Origin of the sequence: Variovorax sp. J31P179, assembly GCF_030316985.1 — a bacterium.
Classification (GTDB): Bacteria; Pseudomonadota; Gammaproteobacteria; order Burkholderiales; family Burkholderiaceae_C; genus Variovorax; species Variovorax ginsengisoli_B.
The window spans coordinates 32,284-51,271 of the sequence record NZ_JASZYL010000021.1 but is presented as its reverse complement, the minus strand read 5'-3'; the positions used below and the strand labels follow the sequence as shown (position 1 = coordinate 51,271).

20 protein-coding genes are annotated in these 18,988 nt (G+C 70.0%); 1 reads left to right on the top strand and 19 read right to left on the bottom strand.

Annotation, left to right across the window (positions count from 1 at the left end; all coding sequences use genetic code 11):
* From QTI17_RS32265 to QTI17_RS32255, 3 genes are read right to left on the bottom strand one after another with little or no spacing between them, the layout of a single operon-like run.
* On the bottom strand, positions 1–567 hold the full coding sequence (locus tag QTI17_RS32265) for a hypothetical protein (RefSeq protein ID WP_286538029.1): 567 nt from the start codon (positions 565–567) through the stop codon (positions 1–3).
* Between the two features lie 14 nt (positions 568–581).
* A complete protein-coding gene (locus QTI17_RS32260; protein WP_286538028.1) occupies positions 582–977 on the bottom strand; it encodes a hypothetical protein in 396 nt (131 codons plus the stop codon).
* Between the two features lie 10 nt (positions 978–987).
* Positions 988–1,800, bottom strand: a complete 813-nt coding sequence (locus QTI17_RS32255) for a hypothetical protein (protein ID WP_286538027.1) — start codon at positions 1,798–1,800, stop codon at positions 988–990.
* A gap of 227 nt (positions 1,801–2,027) precedes the next feature.
* Between QTI17_RS32255 and QTI17_RS32250 the strand changes: the two genes are divergently transcribed.
* Complete coding sequence (locus QTI17_RS32250; RefSeq protein ID WP_286538025.1) at positions 2,028–2,414, top strand: hypothetical protein; 387 nt, start codon at positions 2,028–2,030, stop codon at positions 2,412–2,414.
* Positions 2,415–2,451: 37 nt separating this feature from the next.
* Here the strand turns inward: QTI17_RS32250 and QTI17_RS32245 are convergent, their stop codons facing one another.
* The 16 genes from QTI17_RS32245 to QTI17_RS32170 form a co-directional block, all read right to left on the bottom strand.
* Positions 2,452–2,793 (bottom strand): hypothetical protein, encoded by a 342-nt coding sequence (locus QTI17_RS32245; protein WP_286523644.1) that lies wholly within the window; start codon positions 2,791–2,793, stop codon positions 2,452–2,454.
* Between the two features lie 82 nt (positions 2,794–2,875).
* Complete coding sequence (locus tag QTI17_RS32240) at positions 2,876–3,754, bottom strand: hypothetical protein (protein ID WP_286538024.1); 879 nt, start codon at positions 3,752–3,754, stop codon at positions 2,876–2,878.
* A gap of 73 nt (positions 3,755–3,827) precedes the next feature.
* Positions 3,828–5,273 carry an NAD-dependent succinate-semialdehyde dehydrogenase gene (locus QTI17_RS32235; RefSeq protein ID WP_286538023.1) on the bottom strand — a complete coding sequence of 482 codons (1,446 nt, stop codon included), beginning with the start codon at positions 5,271–5,273 and terminating at the stop codon, positions 3,828–3,830.
* A gap of 58 nt (positions 5,274–5,331) precedes the next feature.
* Positions 5,332–5,952 carry a hypothetical protein gene (locus tag QTI17_RS32230; protein WP_286538021.1) on the bottom strand — a complete coding sequence of 207 codons (621 nt, stop codon included), beginning with the start codon at positions 5,950–5,952 and terminating at the stop codon, positions 5,332–5,334.
* Positions 5,953–6,096: 144 nt separating this feature from the next.
* Positions 6,097–7,143, bottom strand: a complete 1,047-nt coding sequence (locus QTI17_RS32225) for an AI-2E family transporter (protein WP_286538018.1) — start codon at positions 7,141–7,143, stop codon at positions 6,097–6,099.
* Between the two features lie 11 nt (positions 7,144–7,154).
* Entirely contained in the window at positions 7,155–8,609 is a 1,455-nt protein-coding gene (locus QTI17_RS32220) for an efflux transporter outer membrane subunit (protein WP_286538015.1), read from the bottom strand.
* An 11-nt stretch (positions 8,610–8,620) separates the two neighbouring features.
* Positions 8,621–10,285 carry a proton-conducting transporter transmembrane domain-containing protein gene (locus QTI17_RS32215; protein WP_286538012.1) on the bottom strand — a complete coding sequence of 555 codons (1,665 nt, stop codon included), beginning with the start codon at positions 10,283–10,285 and terminating at the stop codon, positions 8,621–8,623.
* A complete protein-coding gene (locus QTI17_RS32210; RefSeq protein WP_286538011.1) occupies positions 10,282–11,802 on the bottom strand; it encodes a complex I subunit 5 family protein in 1,521 nt (506 codons plus the stop codon). Before QTI17_RS32210 ends, QTI17_RS32215 begins: the two co-directional genes overlap by 4 nt.
* Positions 11,803–11,814: 12 nt before the next feature.
* Complete coding sequence (locus tag QTI17_RS32205; RefSeq protein ID WP_286538010.1) at positions 11,815–12,159, bottom strand: NADH-quinone oxidoreductase subunit K; 345 nt, start codon at positions 12,157–12,159, stop codon at positions 11,815–11,817.
* The gene (locus QTI17_RS32200) at positions 12,156–13,100 is read right to left on the bottom strand and encodes a hydrogenase subunit MbhD domain-containing protein (RefSeq protein ID WP_286538008.1); all 945 of its coding nucleotides are present in this window, start codon (positions 13,098–13,100) and stop codon (positions 12,156–12,158) included. Before QTI17_RS32200 ends, QTI17_RS32205 begins: the two co-directional genes overlap by 4 nt.
* Positions 13,097–13,399 carry a cation:proton antiporter gene (locus QTI17_RS32195; RefSeq protein WP_286538005.1) on the bottom strand — a complete coding sequence of 101 codons (303 nt, stop codon included), beginning with the start codon at positions 13,397–13,399 and terminating at the stop codon, positions 13,097–13,099. Before QTI17_RS32195 ends, QTI17_RS32200 begins: the two co-directional genes overlap by 4 nt.
* Complete coding sequence (locus tag QTI17_RS32190) at positions 13,396–13,683, bottom strand: MrpF/PhaF family protein (protein WP_286538002.1); 288 nt, start codon at positions 13,681–13,683, stop codon at positions 13,396–13,398. Before QTI17_RS32190 ends, QTI17_RS32195 begins: the two co-directional genes overlap by 4 nt.
* On the bottom strand, positions 13,676–14,206 hold the full coding sequence (locus QTI17_RS32185) for a Na+/H+ antiporter subunit E (RefSeq protein ID WP_286538000.1): 531 nt from the start codon (positions 14,204–14,206) through the stop codon (positions 13,676–13,678). Before QTI17_RS32185 ends, QTI17_RS32190 begins: the two co-directional genes overlap by 8 nt.
* Positions 14,203–14,775, bottom strand: coding sequence for a hypothetical protein (locus QTI17_RS32180; RefSeq protein ID WP_286537999.1), 573 nt, complete (start codon positions 14,773–14,775; stop codon positions 14,203–14,205). The genes QTI17_RS32185 and QTI17_RS32180 overlap by 4 nt, the downstream gene beginning before the upstream one ends.
* Before the next feature lie 29 nt (positions 14,776–14,804).
* The gene (locus tag QTI17_RS32175; protein WP_286537997.1) at positions 14,805–17,870 is read right to left on the bottom strand and encodes an efflux RND transporter permease subunit; all 3,066 of its coding nucleotides are present in this window, start codon (positions 17,868–17,870) and stop codon (positions 14,805–14,807) included.
* Positions 17,867–18,979 (bottom strand): efflux RND transporter periplasmic adaptor subunit, encoded by a 1,113-nt coding sequence (locus tag QTI17_RS32170; RefSeq protein ID WP_286537995.1) that lies wholly within the window; start codon positions 18,977–18,979, stop codon positions 17,867–17,869. Before QTI17_RS32170 ends, QTI17_RS32175 begins: the two co-directional genes overlap by 4 nt.
* Between the last annotated feature and the right edge of the window lie 9 nt (positions 18,980–18,988).

Below are 18,988 nucleotides of genomic sequence, written 5' to 3'. Positions count from 1 at the left end.
TCAGCGAATGGACCGTGGGTCCTTCGAGAGAAAGCCGCTCAGAAGCAGGCACAGGCCGATCCCCAGCGCGACACCGCCGATCAGCAGCCGGCGCGCATCGACCGATCCGAAGCCGAACAGCAGGCCCACGCCCAGCACCAGGGTGCAGGCGCTGACCACCAGCGCCGGCACGATCCCGCCGCGCGCGTCGGCCGGCCCCTCGCGACCGCCCCTCAGCGCGAAGAAAAGCCCGAACACGCCGAGTGCCACGCAGGCCGTGATGATGGCGCCGAAGAAGGCGATCGAGCCCAGGATGCGGCCCTCGATGTCCGGGGCAGCGATCGCCACGATGCCGATCAGCAGGCGCACCAGCGCGTCGGCCAGCACCAGCCCGAACAGCCACTTGTAGCGCGGCGACTTCGACACCGCGAAGGCCAGGGCCAGCCCGAGCAAGCCGTCGATCATCGAGAAAGTGCCGTTGCGGTTCAACGACATCGCCGCCGGAATCGTTGCCGGCGCCAGCTTGGACAGCGCGAACAGCACGCTGACCGCGCCGCGAAGCAGAAGGAGGATGCGCAGGGCGGGCATGGGCGCGCCTCGGATCAGCCGCCATTCCAGGGCGCAATCAGCTCCCACGGCGGCGTCTTGGACTTGGTGTTCTTGCAGAAGATATAGCTGCCCGAGCCGAGCAGGTTCTTGTGGCGGTTCTCGATCTGCGCCAGCCGGCACGACGCCCGGCCCTTCGGGTCCTTGGCCGGCGTGACGCTGCCGCTGCTGGAGGTGTCCGGGTTCTCCCAGCTGACCTTGACGCCGTCGGCGCCCGAGTCCAGCGCCCCGTAGACCGTCTTGTTCATCAGGGCCATGTCGGCCTTGTTGAACTTGGTGATCGGCGTTTCGCGTATCCCGTTGTAGAAGGTCAACGGGGTGGCGGCCGCGGTTGCCGCTCCGGCCATCGCCAGCACGATGGCCAGCCCCTTCAGTGTGTCGCTCGCACGCATGCCTGGCTCCTCATTTGGGAAGAACGAAATTGACCTGGAACCGGACGAACCAGTCGGACGCATTGTCGGGCCGGATCACGTTGTAGCCCGCACCGACGACGAAATTCATCGGCACGAAGCCCTCGGGCCGCACCAGCAGCGAATACGACACGCCGAGCGGCACCGTCCAGCGCTGGCTCGAACGCTTCTGCTCCCAGTCGGCCGTGACGATCCCGATGTAGCCGAGCGACTGCGTCGAATCCAGCCGGTAGCTGACGATGGGCTGGAACGTGAAGGCACTCACGTTCGGCTGGTTGTCGTCGCCGGCGACGGACCAGACCTGGGTCGTCAGCGCGCCCACGGTCCAGGGGCCGGACTCCTTGAGCCCGACCACCGCCGGGCCGAGCGACCACTTGCCCGCGCCCAGCCGGTCGTCGGTGGCGGAGCGCAGGACCATCGCGGGACCGAAGCCCCAGATCCATCCGCCTTCGCCCGCCGGCGGCGCGAAGAAACCTTCGTAGGTGATGTCGCCGAGACCGTTCTTGCGGTCCTGGCCCGGCAGCACCGCGGGGTTCGACAGCAGCGGAACGATGGCACGGTTGATCAGCGACCAGCCGCCGCCGATCTTGATCGGATAGACCGGCTGGATGTTGAGCGTGTATTGCGGCTTCTCGAAGGGCCCGGCGTTGTAGTTGGTGGTCCACTGGAATGGCAAGGTGACGATGTCGGCGATCGGGTTCGCCAATTTCTTCTGCAGGTCGGCGTCGTCCTGGGCCCAGGCGCCGCAGGCCGCGAACGATGCCGCCGCCATGGCCAGCCGGAGCGGGCGCTTCGCGATCGTCATGCGGTCTCCTGGTGAAGGGGAGCGTTCCGGACCACTCCTGTTCGATTCGCAACCTCTGGCCACGAGAGCATCTTGGGTGACCGTGCAATCGCTGCAAATTGGACCAACGGGCAGGCGCCATTGCCCTTTCGGGCAATCGGGCCGGGCGCGCCGGCGATGGCGCATCGGGCCTCCGAGGTCGTACGATGGCACCTGCGACAGCGCATTTCCAGGAAGCAGGGGGACAGATGACAACAACGAGGTTCAACATCGCAGCCGTGGTGACCGCAGCGGTCATCGGCATGCCCATGATGGCCGGCGCCCAGCAGGCCGGGGGCGAAGCGCCGATTTCGGGTGAACAGCAGGAGGCCGACCTGCGGGTGATCGCCGCGCGCTGCGGTACGCCGGGCTTCGAGAAGGCCTTCTACAAGCAATCCAGGGCCGCGGTGGCGGCCGGACTGGTCATCAAGAACCGGGACCCGGTGCAGGTCGAGAAGACCATCACGTCGCTGCGCCGCAGCCCCATCGTGCTGGTCGCGACCCAGGCCGACTGCGCGGCTGAACTCAAGCGGCTGGCCGAGGTTCAGAAGCACCGGAGCGAACTGCTCAGGGGCGGAGCGGGACGCAAGAAATGAACGGCCGCGAAGACGCCGGCCCGGCGTCGCACACGCGCTAGAGCGCGCCGTAGAGGCTCTCGCCAGGCTCGGCGCGGTCATGGCGCTTGGTCGCGGTCCGGAGGCTCAGCACCCACAGCCGCGCATGTCGCTGCTCGCGGCTCTCGAAGTGCTCGGTGAAGCGCCGGATGCCGGGCCGCTCGATGGCCGCGATGGTCATCCAGTCGGTGCCGCCAAAGGATTCCGCGTCGCTGCTGCGGTCGACCAGCGCCGGACGCAAGGCCATCACCCATTCAGTCGGGACGCGCGGATCGCGGTCCAGCATCCGCAGCGCGATCTTGGCCGCCTTGGGACTCAGCGACTGAATCTTGTGGAGGTGGAAATCCAGTTCCATGGACATGGGCAGCCCTTTCAGATACACAAGGATACATGTGCATCTGGCGCGGATGCAAGGGCGCTTTTACCGGGTGCGAACGCTCGGCTTATTGGGTCTTCAGCCGTTTGTATTCATTGCGCTTCATCTCGAGGTAGTCGCTGCGGTCCACCTCGTGCAGTTGGCGCGCATAGCGCTCGGTGCTGTCGAACCACTGGGCCAGGCGCTTGGGCAATTCGGCCTCGGCCGGCGAATCGAGGTAGGCGTCGATCGCGAGGTAGTAGCGCATCGTGTTGCGCTCCACCACCCCGAGCACGCCGCCGACCAGGCTGGGCTGGCCGGATGCGTCCTTGTCCTTGGTGGCGCTGAAGCCCACCTTGTCGCTGCCCAGGGTCGATAGGTAGCCCTGCATCGCGATCCGGGCCGCGGTGCCGTAGGCATAGGCGTAGGCCATGTGGAGGAAGGTCTTGCCATTGGGCAGCGGCGTGGCCTCGACCTCGATGCGGTAGTCGCGCGTCGACAGCGGCCCCTTGTCGGCGCTCAGCCGGGCGCTCATGTAGTCGGCCGTCGAGACCGGAGGCTGCCAGACGAAATCGATGCGCTGCGCGTCCGACAGCGGCTGGTCGAACTTGCGGCCCACCGACACCGCCAGCGTGGTCGCCGCCCCGCCGCCTCGCACGGCGCAGTACTTGGTGTTGAGGTGCAGCATCAGGACGTCGCACCAGACCGCCGGCTTGACCAGCGCGGCGCTGACCTGGTCGAAGGGATGGTCGACCAGCGCGAAGATGTTGCCGCTCAGCTGGCCCGAGGCCTCGGTCGATTCGAGCACCAGCGGCCGGCCGAAGGCGTTCTTGTCGAACTGCGACTTGACCGCCTCGAATTTCGCCTGCAGTGCGGCGGCGCTGCCGAGCTGGGTCTGCGCCCAGACCAGCGCCGGCAGCAGCAGGCAGACACAGACCAGGAACCGGCGCAGCAAGAGCTTTGGCATGCCCGACATTGTGGTCCGCTGCGCCGCCGACGCAAGGGCCGCTCATCCGCGCGGCCCCCGCGCCTGCGGTGCGTCAGATGGCCATGATCGAGACGGCCTTGGTGTTGAGGTAGTTCTCCATCGCCTCCGGACCGCCTTCCGAGCCATAGCCCGAATCCTTGATGCCGCCGAAAGGCATCTCGGGCGAAGGCGCGGCCGGCTGGTTGATCCACAGCATGCCGACTTCCATGCGCTGCGACAGCAGGTGGGCGTTCTTGATCGACTGGGTGAAGGCATAGCCGGCCAGGCCGAAGGGCAGCCGGTTGGCCTCGGTGATCGCCTCGTCGAGCGAGTCGAAGCCGCGGATCGCCGCGATCGGGCCGAAGGGTTCGTTGTTGAAGACGTCGGCCTCGAGCGAGACGTCGGTCAGCACCGTGGGCGCGAAGAAGTTGCCGCTGCTGCCGACGCGCTCGCCGCCGGTCGCGACCTTGGCGCCGGTGGCGCGGGCGTCCTCGAGCACCTTGGCCATGGCGCCGAGGCGGCGGGCGTTGGCCAGCGGGCCGAGCGTCGTGCCTTCGGCCAGGCCGTCGCCGAGCTTGAGGCTCTCGGCATGCTTGACCATCGCCTGGGCGAAGGCGTCGCGGATGCTGTTGTGCACCAGGAAGCGGGTCGGCGAGATGCAGACCTGCCCGGCATTGCGGAACTTGGCGCCGCCCGAGGCCTTGACGGCCAGCTCGACGTCGGCGTCGGCCGCGACGATCACCGGGGCATGGCCGCCGAGCTCCATGGTCGCGCGCTTCATGTGCTGGCCGGCCAGGGCCGCGAGCTGCTTGCCCACCGGCGTCGAGCCGGTGAAGGTCACCTTGCGGATGATCGGATGCGGAATCAGGTAGTTCGAGATCTGGGCCGGATCGCCGAACACCAGGCCCACCGTCCCGCGCGGCACGCCGGCATCGACGAAGGTCTGCAGCAGCGCGGCGGGCGAAGCCGGCGTTTCTTCGGGCGCCTTGCACAGGAAGGAGCAGCCGCTGGCCAGCGCCGCGCCGAGCTTGCGGACGATCTGGTTGATCGGGAAGTTCCAGGGCGTGAAGGCGGCGACCGGGCCCAGGGGTTCCTTCAGCACCAGTTGCTGCGCCGCCAGGTTGCGCGACGGCACGATGCGGCCATAGACACGGCGGCCTTCGTCGGCGAACCATTCGATGATGTCGGCGCCGGCGAGCACCTCGCCGCGGGCCTCGGCGAAGGGCTTGCCCTGCTCCAGCGTGAGGATGCGGGCGATGTCGGCGGCGCGCTCGCGCAAAAGGCCGGCGGCCTTGCGCATGGTGGCGGCGCGCTCGTTGGCCGGGATCCGGCGCCAGGCTTCGAAGCCGCGCTGGGCCGCATCGAGCGCACGGTCGAGGTCGGCGGTCGCGGCGAAGGCGACCTTGCCGATCGGCTGGCCGGTGGCCGGGTTGATCACGTCCTGGGTCTTGCCGCTCAGGGCGTCACACCATTCGCCATCGATCAGCAGGCGGGTGTCGGGGTAGCTGGGGGTGGTCATGCGGAGTCCTTGAATTGCGAGATTGCCCGCAAGCGCAGCGGACAGCCCGCAATCCTACCTAACTCGGCGGAGAGCGTGGCGGCCCCGCCCCGTTCGCCCGCACCCAGTAGAACTGCTTGGCCACCACCGCCGCCGCCTCGACCCGCAAGCGCCGCACCGGCCTGACGCCGATCAGGCCATCGACCGAGCAATGGAGCGGCTCGCCCTCCGCGAGGCTGCGATGCGCATCGAGCATCGCGCGCAACGACACCGGGGCGCTGTTGCGGCGGGCATCGACCGATCGCACGAAGAAGCGCTCGCGGGTCGCGACCAGCTGGCTGCGGGTGTCCGGGTCGTCGCCGGCCCCGGCAGGCCGCACGCCCTTCCAAGCCGCCTCGACGTCGAAGGCCAGCATCACGGCGTCGGGCGTGTCGATGCCTTTCAGGGAACCGCTCTGGGCGGCGGCGAGCCAGCCCAGCAATTGCGGCGTCAGCTCGAAGGAGACCGAATCGGAGGGCGCGCCGGGGAGTCCCGGCACTTCGACGAAGACCTGCCGGCAGCTGCGGCTCGCGCTTTCGACCCGCCGCGCCTGTTCCCGGCGCCGCGTGGCGCGCACATGGGCGACGGCGGCGAAGCCGGCCACCGGCGCGGCGAAGGCCAGCACCTTGAAGGCATCGTAGCCATAGACGGCCAAGCTCATCCCCGCCCCCTCGGGCCCGGACTGCAGCGACCCTGCATCGACCTCAGTTTCACGCTGGCTCCTCGTCGCGGCACGCCACCCGCCCGACGCGGCGAGGGCATGCGCTGACCGTATATCGGCCAGCCGCGCCGAAACTTGAGGGCGTCAGGGCTTGCCGTTCTGCGACAGCAGGACGGCGATGGGGCGGGTGCCGGGGAACTCCGAGAAGATGATGGTCATCATCGCGGTGATCGGCACCGCCAGGAAGGCGCCCGGCACGCCCCAGAGGGCGACCCAGACCGCCAGGCTCACGAGGATCGCGAACGGGCTCAGGTTGAGCGAATTCCCCATGACGTAGGGGTCCAGGAAGTTGCCGATCACGAACTGGACCACCGCCAGCGACATCATGATCTGGATCGCCTCGCCGGCACTGCCGAACTGGGCCACGGCCATCAGGCCCGGCAGCACGACGCTCAGGAACGAGCCGATGTAGGGCACGTAGTTGAGCAGCGCGATCATCACGGCCCAGAAGCCGGCGAACTCGAGGCCGGCGAAACGCATGATCACGTAGCTGAGCGCGCCGAGCAGCACCCCGAGGAAGGTCTTGAGCGCCAGGTAGGCGCCGACCCGGGCGTTGATGTCGGCGATGACCTGCTTGATGCGCCGTGCCTGCTCGGGGCTGCGTGCGATGGCCAGGATCTTGACGTCGAGGTGGGTCCGCTCGACCAGCAGGAAGCAGGCGTACAGCGCGACCACGATCACGGTGGCGAACAGCGACGACACCGAAGCAAGCGCCGACGCCGCCACCCGCTGCAGGCTCACCTGGGAAAGCAGGTCGCGCCGCAGCGTGGTCCAGGTCGGCTCGGCCTCGACCCGCATCAGCACCGCGACCCGCTGCACCGCCGCCAGCAGCGACTCCTGGTAGCGCGGCGCCATCGCGATCACGCTGTCCTTGTTGGCCAGGATCGTGTAGACCACCATGGCGAGCCCGAGCGCGATGATCAGCACCGAGAGGATCGAGATCACCAGCTGCGGCAGCGCCGGCCCCAGCAGCGGCACCTTGCCAATCAGGCGCGCCAGACCGAGGATCACGTAGACCACGAAGACGCTGAACATGATCGGCACGAAGACATTGCGCCCGATGTAGAAGACCCAGCCGATCATCAGCGCGATCGCCGTGCCGTAGACCAGGGTCTGGAAGCGCTCGTTCATGCCGCGCGGGATCAAGGCGTGCGCGGGCCGCCGGCCATGCCGACCGGACGCGGCGTCTGCGCATCCGCGAGGTCGACCCAGCCGCCGCCCATCGCCTGGTAGACGTTGATCGCCTGCGAGTAGCGGTTGGCCTGCAGGTTCACGAAAGACAGCTCGGCCGCGAACAGTTCGTTGTCGGCCACCAGCACCTCGAGGTAGCCGATCAGGCCGGCCTCGAACTTGAGCCTGGACAGGCGAGCGAACTCGCGCAGCGCCTTGACCCGTCCGCGCTGGTACTCGACCCCCTCGATGCTCTTCTGGGTGCCGATCAGCGCGCTGTTGGTGTCGCGGAAGGCGCCCAGCACGGTCTGCCGGTAGACCAGCTCGGCCTGTGCCTTCTGGGCCTCGGCCGATCGGACCTGGCCCTCGATGGCGCCGAAGGTGAAGATCGGGCCGGTGAGGCCCGCGACCACCGACCAGGTGGTCGCCGGCCCGGTCAGGAAGTTGCCGAAGGCGGTGCTGGTGGAACCCAGCGCGCCGGTCAGCGACAGGCTCGGGTAGTAGAGGGAGCGGGCGACGCCGATGCTGGCGTTGGCGGCCACCAGGTTCTGCTCGGCCGCCAGGATGTCCGGGCGCCGCTGCAGCAGGTCGGAAGGCAGGCCGGCCGGGATCAGCGGCGCGGCGAGCTCGTCGATGGTCTTGCCGCGCGGGATCGGCGCCGGGTCGCGGCCCAGCAAGATAGAGATCTGGTTCTCGAGCGCCGCGATCTGCTGCTCGAAGGTCGGGATCGCGGTGAGCGCCTGCTGGTACTGGGAGCGCACCTGCGTCACCTCGGTCTGCGAGACCAGTCCGCGCTTGAAGCGCAGGTCGAAGATGCGCGCGGTCTCGCCGAAGTTGGCGGCGGTGGACTTGGCGATCTCGACCTGCCGGTCGAGTGCCCGCAGCGCGATGTAGCTGGTCGCCACGCCGGTCACGAGCGTCAGAACTACGCCGCGCTGGCCCTCCTGGCTGGCGTAGACCTGCGCCTGCGCGGCCTCGCTCAGGCGCCGGACGCGGCCGAACAGGTCGACCTGCCAGCCGGCGTTGAGGCTGGCCTGGTAGAGCGAGAAGTAATTGCTCGCGGGCTCGGGGATCGGCGGCTGGCCCTCGCGGCTGGCGCGCGTGCGGGCCGCCCCGGCGCCGTAGCCGAACTGCGGATAGGCCTGCGAATCGGTGGTCGTCAGGGCCCCGAGGAACTGGTCGATGCGGGCCGCCGCGATCCGGACGTCGAGGTTGTCGCGCAGCGCGGTCTCGATCAGCTGGTTCAGGACCGGGTCGCCGAACTGCTCCCACCACTTGGTGTTGGCCACTTCGGCCGCCATGGGGTAGTCGATCCGCCAGGCCGCCGGGGACTGCACCGCGGGCCGCACGAAGTCGGGCCCGACCGTGCAGCCCGCCAGGGCCACCAGGACCGCGGCGGACACCGCCGCGAGCGTTGACTTCCTCATCTCGTTCTCCTTCAGCCCTGTGCCATCAGCGCGTAGCCGAACAGCAGGGACACTACCAGCAATGCAATGCTCGCAACGGCCCAGCGCCGCGCGAAAGTGTCGATCGTCTCGAATCCTCGTCCGGCCGCGGCGACCAGGCCGCCGAGCCGGCCCAGCGCCGCGCCGAGATCGCCGGCCGGGATCTGCGGCAGCGCCCGCCCGAGGCTGTCCAGCCCGACCGCGATGGCGGCACCGATCAGCACCGGCCAGAGTGCGGCCCACAGCGCCGCGGGCGACAGGGCCTCGGGCAGCGCGCCGAGCGGAAGCAGCAGGCACAGCGCCCACGGCAGCGCCACCGAGGCCAGCGCCATCGCCAGCCAGGAGGCCATCAGCACCGACGGCGCGCGGGCGCCCGGATCGACCGCCGTGTCGGCGGCCAGCCGCCGCAGGAAATGGACCATCAGGAGCGTGGTGGCGATCGAGGACACCACGGCCACGGTGGCCGCCAGGCCGCTGCCCATGAAGTCCTTGGCCGCGTACTTGGCCAGCGCGCCGCCGGTCAGCGGCAGGCCGCCGAGCCCCAGCGCGATGACCGCGGCCGGCAGCAGCATCGGCCACAGGTGACGGCGGCCGGTCAGCATGACCACGCCGACGGCCAGGAACAGGCCGCCCTTCACGAGCAGGTGGTGGGCTGCGTAGAAGGCCGCGGCCAGCGCGGTGCCGGGGTCGCCGGCGGCCAGGCCCATGCCGATCACGGCCACCAGGAATCCCATCTGGCTGACGCTCGAGTAGGCCAGGACCAGCTTGGGCTGGGTCTGCGTGATGCCGATCGCCACGCCGTAGAGCGCGCCGAGGAGCCCGAGCGCGGCCAGCGGCAGGCCGAAGGACGGCAGCGCGGCATCGAAGGGCAGGAAGCGGACCAGCGCGATGATGCTGGCCTTGACCACGGCACCGCTCATCACCGCCGCGGCCGGGATCGGCGCCGCGCCGTAGGCGATCGGCATCCAGAAGTGCAGCGGCAGCAGGCCGGCCTTCATGCCGAGGCCCACGACGAGCAGCAGCAGCGTGAGATCGCGCCACGGCGAGCCCGGCAGCGCCGCCACGGCATCGGCGATCAGCAGGCTGCCGTCCGGCGTGGCCAGGGCCAGCAGCAGCAGGCCGGCGAGCAGGAAGGCCTCGGCCAGCAGCGCCAGCCCGAGGTAGAGCGCGCTGGCGCGGAACGCATCCGGCCCCTCGCCCTGCAGCACCAGGCCGCTGGCACCGACGCTGAGCACGGCCAGCAGGAAGTAGAAGCCGATCAGGTCTGCCGCCAGGAACACGCCGACCGAGCCGGTCAGCGTCATCAGCCAGCAGACGATGAAGCCGTCGCGGTCGGGCCGCCCGCGCAGCCAGCGCGCCGCGTAGGCACCGGCGAAGATCCACAGCACCGCGGCGACGCCGAGCAGCATCGCGCCCGGCGCGTCGAGCGCGAACGTCAGCGAGAAGAAGGCATTGCCCAGCACCAGGTCCGGCTCGGCACCGGCCAGGAGGGCTGCCGCCAGCGCCGGCACCGGGGCCAGCGCGAACAGCCCCGGCAGGCGCCGGCGCAGGCCGGGAAACGCGCAGGCCAGCAGCAGCAGCAGCGGCACGCCGAGCGCCAGCGGCAGCAGCACCGGCACTTCGAACACGATCGCGGCGAGTGTGACGGAACCGATCATCGGACCCCCATCGCGAGCAGGCCGGTGCGGCCGATCTGGGCGACGTCGACCGGCAGCAGCGCCACCGCGCCGAGCAGGAACGAACACAGCGCGAGCGCCAGCACGGCCCCCTGCTGGTAGCCCGGCACGCGCGCCTTCGGCACCCAGCCGAGGGCGGCCGGCGCCATCGCGCGCACCATCACCATGAAGACGTAGGCGCTGGTCAAGAGGCCGCCGGCCATCATCACCAGCACCCACCACCACTGGGCGGTGGCGATGGCCGCCGACAGCAGCATCCACTTGGCGAGGAAGCCGCCCGAGGGCGGCAGCCCGATCAGCGAGGCGCCGGCCAGCGCAAAGGCAGTCATCGTCATCGGCAGGGCCCGCCCGGCGCCGCGCAGGTCGGCCACGCGGTCGTGGCCGAGCGTGGTGTAGATGAGCCCGGCCGCCATGAACATCGCGGCCTTGGCGGTCGCATGCGAGATCGCCTGCAGCAGCCCGCCGGTGACCGCGAAGCTGCTGTCCAGCTGCGCGGCATCGAGCCCGGCGGCCAGCGGAAACATCAGGAACAGGTAGCCGATCTGGGCCACGGTCGAGTAGGCGATCAGCAGCTTCAGGCGCGCCTGCCGCAGGGCGACGACATTGCCGACCAGGATCGCCGAGGCGCCGAGGGCCGCGAGCAGCTGGGCCGAGGGCAGCGTGATGACGCCGGCGAAGACATCGACCCACAGCCGCACGACCAGGAACCAGGCGCCCTTGATCACCAGCGCCGACAACAGCGCACTGGCGGCGGCCGGCGCGCCGGCATGCGCCGGGGGCAGCCACAGGTGGAGCGGGAACAGCGCGGTCTTGGCCAGCAGGCCGACCGTCATCGACGCGGCGGCGATCCAGGTCACGGGCTCGGCGCCGATGCGCTGGCCCAGCAGCGCGATGTCCAGGGTGCCATAGGCGCCATACAGCAGGAAGCCGCCGAGCAGGTAGAACATCGAGCCGACCAGCGCATAGATCAGGTAGCGCAGCGCGGCCTGCAAGGTCTCGCCGCGGCCGTCGAGGCTGACCAGCGGCACGCCGGCGAAGGTGAGCAGCTCGAGCGCGACGTACAGCGTGAAGACGTCGCCGCTCACGAACACGAGGTTGAGCGAGCCCCAGACCGCGAGCAGCAGCAGCCAGAAGGTCAGTGCGGAGCGCTTCTCGCGCACTCCGGCAGGGGTGCCGAAATCGCCGTTGGCGTAGACGCCGATGCCGACCACCACCACCATCACGGCCACCATCATGCAGACCGCCAGGCCATCGGCGCGCAGGCTGACGCCGAGCGGCGGCGCCCAGCCGCCGAGCAGGTAGACCAGCGCGTCGCCCGACACCCACAGCCGGTGCGCGATGGCGGCCATCAGCACGATGCCGAGCACGATCGTCGCCCAGGCCACCTGCTGCGCGCGCCGGCCGCCGAGCACGAAGCCGAGCATCATGCCGACGAAAGGCAGCAGCACGGCCAGCACCAGCAGCAGGCCGCCTGGCGTCGCCGGATCCACTGCGGGCATCGAGAGCGGCACCTAGACCTCGCTCTCGGAAGGAGGGGTCCGCGGCGCGGCGTCCGGCGCGGTCAGCGAGGCCGAGCCGGTTTCCTCGAACAGCCGCAGCACCAGAGCCACCCCCAGGGCCGAGGCGGCAAACGCCACCACCAGCGCGGTGATCAGCAGGGCCTGCGGCACCGGGTCGCCGCCCATTCCGGCGCCGGCGCCGCGGCGCGCGATCACGGCGGCGACCAGGAAGATGCCGTTGCCCATCACGTTGAAGGCCATGATCTTGCGCAGCGGATGCGGGTTCACGATGAGGCCGTAGAGACCCAGGCCGATCAGCACCGCGGCGCACAGTCCGAGCAGGGTGGGCGTGTTCATTCGCTGCTGTCCTTCCTGCTCGGCGGCCCGGTCAGGAGCAGCGCCAGCGTGACCGCCAGCGACGGCAGCAGCGCCGCCTCGATGACCACGATCAGGGGCTTGGCGAACGCCTCCGGATAGCCGAGGAAGGCGCCCGCGATGACGCTGCCGAGCAGGCCGACCGCGATGAATGCGGCCGGGCCGCCGGCCAGCGCGATCCGGACCCAGCGCCGGTCGACCGCGGGCGCGTCCGACAGGCCGGCCATCATGACCAGCAGCCACATCGCGGCCAGCACCGTGGCGCCCTGGAACTTGCCGCCCGGATGGTCGGCGCCGACCCAGAGGATGTAGACGCCGACGACGATCCCGATCGGCGGCAGCACCCGCGCGAGGTAGCCGAGGATGCTGTTCGGGTCTTCGGTCGGCGCCGGCCCCGGCCGCCCGCCCCAGAAGCGGTCGGGCGCCAGCGACCAGACGCCGACCAGGCCCAGCAGCAGCACGATGGCCTCGAGCAGCGTGTCCATCGCGCGGAAGGACATCAGCACCGCGGTGATCGGATTGCCGACGCCGGTGGCGGCGATGTTCTCGACCACCGCCGGCGCCAGGCTCGGCGCCGGATCGGGCAGCAGCAGCACGCAGGCGCCGATGCCGGCGGCCACGGCGGCGGAGACGATCGCGGCCAGCACCCGCGTCGCGAGGCCGGGCCGCTCGGCCCAGGCCGGGGCCTCGGTCGCGCGCAGCCGGGCGGCGGCGGCGATCAGCAGCACGCCGGTCAGGCCGGCGCCGATCGCCGCCTCGGTCATCGCGACGTCGACCGCGCGCAGCTGCAGCCAGGCCAGCGTGAGCAGCAGCCCGTAGGGGACGAAGCCGGTCACGGCGGCGAAGGTGTCGCGCGCCACCACGGTCCAGATGGCCAGCGCCATGAGCAGGCCCACCAGGGCCAGGGTCAGCGCCAGGGTCATGACTTGCCTCCGTCGGACCCGCCGCGCCGCGCCGCGCGCGCGATGAGCTGCGACACCGTGGCCGAGGCCAGCAGCACCATCAGCCAGACCAGGACCAGCTTGAGCCCGGCCATCACGCCGTCCATCTGCGGCAGCAGGCCGATCACCACCAGGCCAAGCCCGAGGTTGTCGGCCTTGGTCAGCGCGTGTGCCCGCGTGAAGGTGTCGGGGAAGCGCAGAAGGCCCACGGTGCCGGCGAGGAAGAAGAAGGCGCCAGCGACCACGGCGACGATCGTGAAGATGTCCAGGATGGCCCTCATGCGCGGTCCTCCGGTTCTGTGTGCGCGGCACCGGGGCGCGAGCCGGCCTTGACGAAGGCCAGCGCGGCGAAGGCCGCCAGCACGGCCAGGATCAGGGCCAGGTCGACCACGGCCGCGGCGCCGATCGCGGCCCCCAGCAGCAGCAGGGCCGCGATGCCGGCGGTGCCGAACAGCTGCACCGACATCATGCGATCGACGTCGTCCGGGCCGCGCAGGATGCAGATCAGGCCCACCGCGACCGTCAGCAGCACGAAGGCCGAAGCGCCGAGCAGGAACTCAGTCATGGTGGCGCTCCCCGGCGACCAGCGCGCGGCGCAGGCGCAGCTCCTCGGCCGCCAGCTGCTCGGCGACCGGCGCGTCGAGGTCCAGGCAGTGGTAGGTGATGTCGTGCTCCGATTCGGCGACCGGCACCGAGCCCGGCAGCAGGCTGGTGATCGAGGCGAACTCGTTGCGCGCCAGGCCGGGACGGAAGCCGACCTTGTAGACGATGAAGCCGGGCTTCAGCGGCATCCGCGGCGACAGCGCCCGGCGCGCGACGTCGACGCCGGCCAGCACCGACTGCCAGAGGAAATGCGGCAGGAAGCCGAACAGCGCGCCCAGGCGCAGATGCCCCGCCTCGGGCGGCAGCAGGCGCAGGCTGGCGAAGGTTCCGGCGGCCACGGCGACCAGGCCCACCCCGAGGTCGGCGGGCTTGAGGCTGGGCATCAGCAGCAGCCAGAGCACCAGCAGCATCAATCCGCGGACCACGGCCGTGATGCGCCGCGACGGTGCGGCCGGGGTGGCGGGATCGGCGGCGGCGGGCTTCATGCGCTCGCCTCCGTGCCGCCGGCACTGGTCAGCCGGACATCGATCCTGCTCAGTCGCTCGAACAGGCGGGCCTCGGTGCGCACCGGCCACCAGTCGTAGAGAAAGATCTCCATCGGCCGCCACAGCGCCACCCAGGCGCCGATCACGAGGCTGTCGTGGATCAGGGTCGCGTAGCGCCCCTGGCCGACGAAGCTGGCGATCGACTCGCCGACCACCGCGGCGGCGCCGACGAACAGCACGCCGATCAGCAGGCTGATCCGGCCGATGCGGAACAGCTTGCGCAAGCCGCGCCAGGTGGCCAGCGCGCGCTGGCGGAAGTATTCGTCGACCGCGTCCTTCAGCATCGCGGCATCGGACGGCGCAACGGTCTTGGCGCCGACGTGCACGACCAGTTCCAGCGGCCGGCCGGCCGGCACCTCCTGGGCCCAGTCGACGATGTAGTCCTGGGCCTTGGCATCGAGGTCGCGCTCGCGGAAAGGCGCCGGGTCCATCGAGTTGAACAGCTGACGGAGTTCGGCCACGTGCAGGTCGAGCACCGCGGTCCCGGTCGGTGTTGCGGATGCCTGCATGTGCCTTGCCCCGTCAGCCAGCCGGTCGTTCACGCCGGCTCGGCCTCGCCTGCCGGCGGCGTCGGCTTCTCCTTGCCGAACACCATCACGTACAGGGTCGGCAGGAAGACCAGCGTCAGCAGCGTGGCCACCAGCAGGCCGCCCATGATCGCGAAGGCCATCGAGCCCCAGAACACGGTCGGCGCGATCGGGATCAGGCCGAGCACGGTCGAGATCGAGGTCAGCATCATCGGTCGCATCCGCGAGGTGCCCGAGGCCACCACGGCGTCGAGCACGCTCATGCCCTCGGCCCGGTAGGTCTCGATCTGGACGATCAGGATCACGCCGTTCTTGGCGATCATGCCGATCAGCGCCAGGATGCCGAGGATGGCGACGAAGCCCAGCGGCCGGTTGAACACCAGCAGCGTGATCACCACGCCGATCAAGCCCAGCGGCATCACGCAGACCACCATCGCGAGCCGGCGGAAGCTCACCAGCAGCACCATCATGCTCAGCAGCATCAGCACGATCATGAGCGGCACCACCGCGAACACCGAGGCGCTCGACTCGGCGCTTTCTTCGGAGAGACCGCCGGTCTCGATCTTGTAGCCCTTCGGCAGCTTGGCGTTGAACTCCTTGATCTTCGGTGCCAGCGCCTCGACGATGGTGTCGGGCAGCGCGCCGTGGACCACGTCGGCGCGCACCGTGAGCGTCGGAACCCGGTTGCGGCGCCACACCAGCGGCGACTCCTGCTCTTCGGAGAAGGTGGCGAACTGGTTCAGCGGCACCATGCGGCCGCTGGCGGTGGGCACCTGCAGGGTGCTCAGCGTCTGCAGCGACAGCCGCTGCTCGGCGCTCGAGCGGGCCACCACGTTGATCAGGTAGATGTCGTCGCGCACCTGCGTGACCGCGGTGCCGGTCACGGTCGCGTTCATGATGCCGGCCAGCGCGCCGGTGCTGATGCCGAGCTGGCGCGCCTCGTCCTGGTTGACCCGGATCTGGATCTGCCGCGCCGGCTCCATCCAGTCGAAGTTCACGTGCCGGGCCTGCGGATGCGAGCCCAGGATGCCCGCCAGGTCGAGCGATATCTTGCGCACCTCGTCCTTGTCGGGCCCCATCACGCGGTACTGCAGCGGCCAGCCCACGGGCGGCCCGAGTTCGAGCGGCGACACCCGCGCCACCATGTCCGGGAACTGCTCGGCCAGCACCTTCTCGAGCTTGATCTGCAGACGGTCGCGGGACTCGAGGTCCTTGGCGACCACGACCAGCTGCGAGAAGAACGGATTCGCCAGCTGCACGTTGAGCGTCAGGATGAAGCGCACCGCGCCGCGGCCGACATAGCTGCTGAAGTGGTCGACATCGGGGTCGGCCTTGAGGATCTCCTCGAGCTTCTTGACCTCTTCCTCGGTGGCGTAGATCGATGCGTTCTGGCGCAGGGTCAGGTCGACCGTCAGCTCGGGCCGGTCGGAGGCCGGGAAGAACTGCTGCGGCACGAAACGCACCAGGAACATCGACCCCACGAAGGCCGCCAGCGTGAGCCCGATGGTCAGCCACTTGGCGCGGATCGCGCCCTTGAGGAAACCGCCGTAGGCATTCAGGAACTTGCTGGGCTTGACCACCGCATCGGCCTTGGGCGACTTGAGCAGCGCCTTGCCCACCAGCGGCGCGAAGATCACGGCGCCGAGCCAGGAGACGAGCAGCGCGATCGCCACCACGGCGAAGATCGAGAAGGTGTATTCGCCCGCCGAGCTGCGCGCGAAGCCGATCGGCACGAAGCTGGAGATCGACACCAGCGTGCCGATCAGCATCGGCGCCGCCAGCGTGCGGTAGGCGAAGGTCGCGGCCTGGTCCTTGGTGTCGCCGGCCGCGAGGCGGTTGAGCATCGCGTCGACCGTGGTCATCGCGTCGTCGACCAGCAGGGTCAGCGCGATGATCAGCGCCCCCAGCGAGACCCGATGCAGGTCGATGTTCACGAAGTCCATGATCGCGAAGACGATCGCCAGCGTGAGCGGGATCGACAGCGCCACCACCGCGCCGGGCCGCACCCCCAGGCTCACGAAGCTGCACACCAGGATGATCGCGATCGCCTGCCACAGCGAGGCCATGAAGTCGCTGATCGCGACATCGACCGTGACCGCCTGGTCGGCCACCAGCGTCGGCTCGATGCCGTGCGGCAGGTTGGCCGTGATGTCGGCCATCACGGCCTTGATGTTCTTGCCGAGCGCGAGGATGTCGCCGGCGTCGCGCATCGCGATCGCGAGGCCGATCGCCGGCTTGCCGTTGACCCTGAACATCGGCTGCGGCGGGTCGGTGAAGCCGCGCCGCACGGTCGCGATGTCGCCCAGGCGGATGTTGCGCCCGCCAAGGACCAGGTTGACCGACTCGATGTCGCGCTCGTTGTCGAAGGAGCCGGTGACGCGCATGAAGACGCGCTCCTGCTCGGTGTGCAGCACGCCGGCCGGGCGGATCACGTTCTGCGCCTGCAGCGCCGCCACGATCGCGCCGTAGTCCAGGCGCAGGCCGGCCAGGCGCTCGGTCGAGAACTCGATGAAGATCTGCTCGTCCTGCGCGCCCAGCACCTCGATCTTCGAGACGTCGGGCACCTGCAGCAGGCGCGAGCGCGCGTCTTCGACCTTGTCGCGCAGTTCGCGGAAGGTGTAGCCGTCGGCGGTGAAGGCATAGATGATGCCGAAGGTGTCGCCGAAGTCGTCGTTGAAGAAGGGGCCGACGACGCCGGTCGGCAGCGTCTGGCGCATGTCGCCGATGTTCTTGCGCACCTGGTACCAGATGTCGGCCACCTCGGCCGGCGGCGTCGACTGCTTGAGGTCGACGAAGATCGTGGTCTGGCCCGCGGTGGTGTAGCTGCGCACCCGGTCGAGGTGCCGCGTTTCCTGCAAGGTGCGCTCCAGCCGCTCGGTGACCTGCGACAGCGTCTCGTCGACCGTGGCGCCGGGCCAGCCGGCGGCGACGATCATGGTGCGGAAGGTGAAGGCCGGGTCTTCGGCGCGCCCGAGCTTCAGGAACGACAAGGTGCCCGCGACCACCGCGATGATCATCAGGAACACCACCAGCGAGCGCTTGGAGAGCGCCCACTCCGACAGGTTCGGGCCGATCACTTCGCGGCCTCGAGCCAGCGGACCTTCTGTCCCGGCCGCAGCGCCTGGACACCGGCGGTGACGATCACATCGCCGGGCGCCAGCCCCTGGGAGACTTGAACGCGGGCCGCGTCATAGGCGCGCACCTGCACGTTGCGAGCCGAAACCGTGCCGGCCTTGGTGTCGACCACCCAGACCGAGGTCTGGCCGTTGGCGCGGAGCAGCGCGCTGGCCGGGATGTCGAGCGCGGGCTCGGTGTTGAGCTTCATGCGCCCGGTGACGGTGCTGCCCAGGCGCATCGCCGCGGGCGGATTGATCAGCCGGACCCGGACCGCGAAGGTGCCGGTCACCGGATCGGCGCGCGGCGAGACTTCGCGCACCTTGCCCACCGCCGTGACCTTCGGGTCGCCGCCGAGCGAGACCAGGATGTCGGGATTGGTCGGCGCGATGTCCTTGATCTGGGCCGGGACGTCGAAGACCGCGTCGATGGCGCCTTCGCGTGCCACCTGCACGATCATGCGGCCGGCCGGCACCACCTCGCCGGGCTCGGCGCCGCGCGCCGTGACCACCCCGGCCACGTCGGACAGCAGCCGGGTGTAGCTCAGGCGGTTCTGCGCGATGTCGACCAGCGACTGGGCCGAATTGACCTGCGACTGCGTGACCTTGAGCATCGCCTCGGCCTGCTCGAACGAGGCCCGCGAGACCGCGTTCTCGGCCAGCAGGTCGCGCATCCGGTTGAAGGTATTGCGGGCCTCGATGCCCTGGGCCTGCGCGGCCGCCAATTGGGCCCGCGCGGACTGCAGGCTGCTGTCCTCGTTCATCTGGTCGAGGCGCGCCAGCAGCTGGCCGGGCCTGACCCGGTCGCCGATGTCGACGTTGCGCTCGATCAGCCGGCCGTCGATGCGGAAGGACTGGTTGACTTCGCTCTGGGCTTGTATGCGCCCGGTCAACGACACGGTGTCGCCGACCGTGCGCTGCTCGATCGTCATGACGCGGACGGGACGGACCTCGGGCGCCGTCGCCTCTTCGGCCCGCCTGCAGGCCGACAGCGACACCAGGGCCGCGACCGCCAGCAGCGTCGTCGTCCAGGACCAGTTTCCGAATCGATGGGCAGCGGATTTCACGTGCACGAGCTGGCT

Coding starts and splice junctions, on each gene's coding strand:
- QTI17_RS32265 (WP_286538029.1), bottom strand. CDS start 567: ATGCCCGCCCTGCGCATCCTCCTTCTGCTTCGCGGCGCGGTCAGCGTG.
- QTI17_RS32260 (WP_286538028.1), bottom strand. CDS start 977: ATGCGTGCGAGCGACACACTGAAGGGGCTGGCCATCGTGCTGGCGATG.
- QTI17_RS32255 (WP_286538027.1), bottom strand. CDS start 1,800: ATGACGATCGCGAAGCGCCCGCTCCGGCTGGCCATGGCGGCGGCATCG.
- QTI17_RS32250 (WP_286538025.1), top strand. CDS start 2,028: ATGACAACAACGAGGTTCAACATCGCAGCCGTGGTGACCGCAGCGGTC.
- QTI17_RS32245 (WP_286523644.1), bottom strand. CDS start 2,793: ATGTCCATGGAACTGGATTTCCACCTCCACAAGATTCAGTCGCTGAGT.
- QTI17_RS32240 (WP_286538024.1), bottom strand. CDS start 3,754: ATGCCAAAGCTCTTGCTGCGCCGGTTCCTGGTCTGTGTCTGCCTGCTG.
- QTI17_RS32235 (WP_286538023.1), bottom strand. CDS start 5,273: ATGACCACCCCCAGCTACCCCGACACCCGCCTGCTGATCGATGGCGAA.
- QTI17_RS32230 (WP_286538021.1), bottom strand. CDS start 5,952: ATGAGCTTGGCCGTCTATGGCTACGATGCCTTCAAGGTGCTGGCCTTC.
- QTI17_RS32225 (WP_286538018.1), bottom strand. CDS start 7,143: ATGAACGAGCGCTTCCAGACCCTGGTCTACGGCACGGCGATCGCGCTG.
- QTI17_RS32220 (WP_286538015.1), bottom strand. CDS start 8,609: ATGAGGAAGTCAACGCTCGCGGCGGTGTCCGCCGCGGTCCTGGTGGCC.
- QTI17_RS32215 (WP_286538012.1), bottom strand. CDS start 10,285: ATGATCGGTTCCGTCACACTCGCCGCGATCGTGTTCGAAGTGCCGGTG.
- QTI17_RS32210 (WP_286538011.1), bottom strand. CDS start 11,802: ATGCCCGCAGTGGATCCGGCGACGCCAGGCGGCCTGCTGCTGGTGCTG.
- QTI17_RS32205 (WP_286538010.1), bottom strand. CDS start 12,159: ATGAACACGCCCACCCTGCTCGGACTGTGCGCCGCGGTGCTGATCGGC.
- QTI17_RS32200 (WP_286538008.1), bottom strand. CDS start 13,100: ATGACCCTGGCGCTGACCCTGGCCCTGGTGGGCCTGCTCATGGCGCTG.
- QTI17_RS32195 (WP_286538005.1), bottom strand. CDS start 13,399: ATGAGGGCCATCCTGGACATCTTCACGATCGTCGCCGTGGTCGCTGGC.
- QTI17_RS32190 (WP_286538002.1), bottom strand. CDS start 13,683: ATGACTGAGTTCCTGCTCGGCGCTTCGGCCTTCGTGCTGCTGACGGTC.
- QTI17_RS32185 (WP_286538000.1), bottom strand. CDS start 14,206: ATGAAGCCCGCCGCCGCCGATCCCGCCACCCCGGCCGCACCGTCGCGG.
- QTI17_RS32180 (WP_286537999.1), bottom strand. CDS start 14,775: ATGCAGGCATCCGCAACACCGACCGGGACCGCGGTGCTCGACCTGCAC.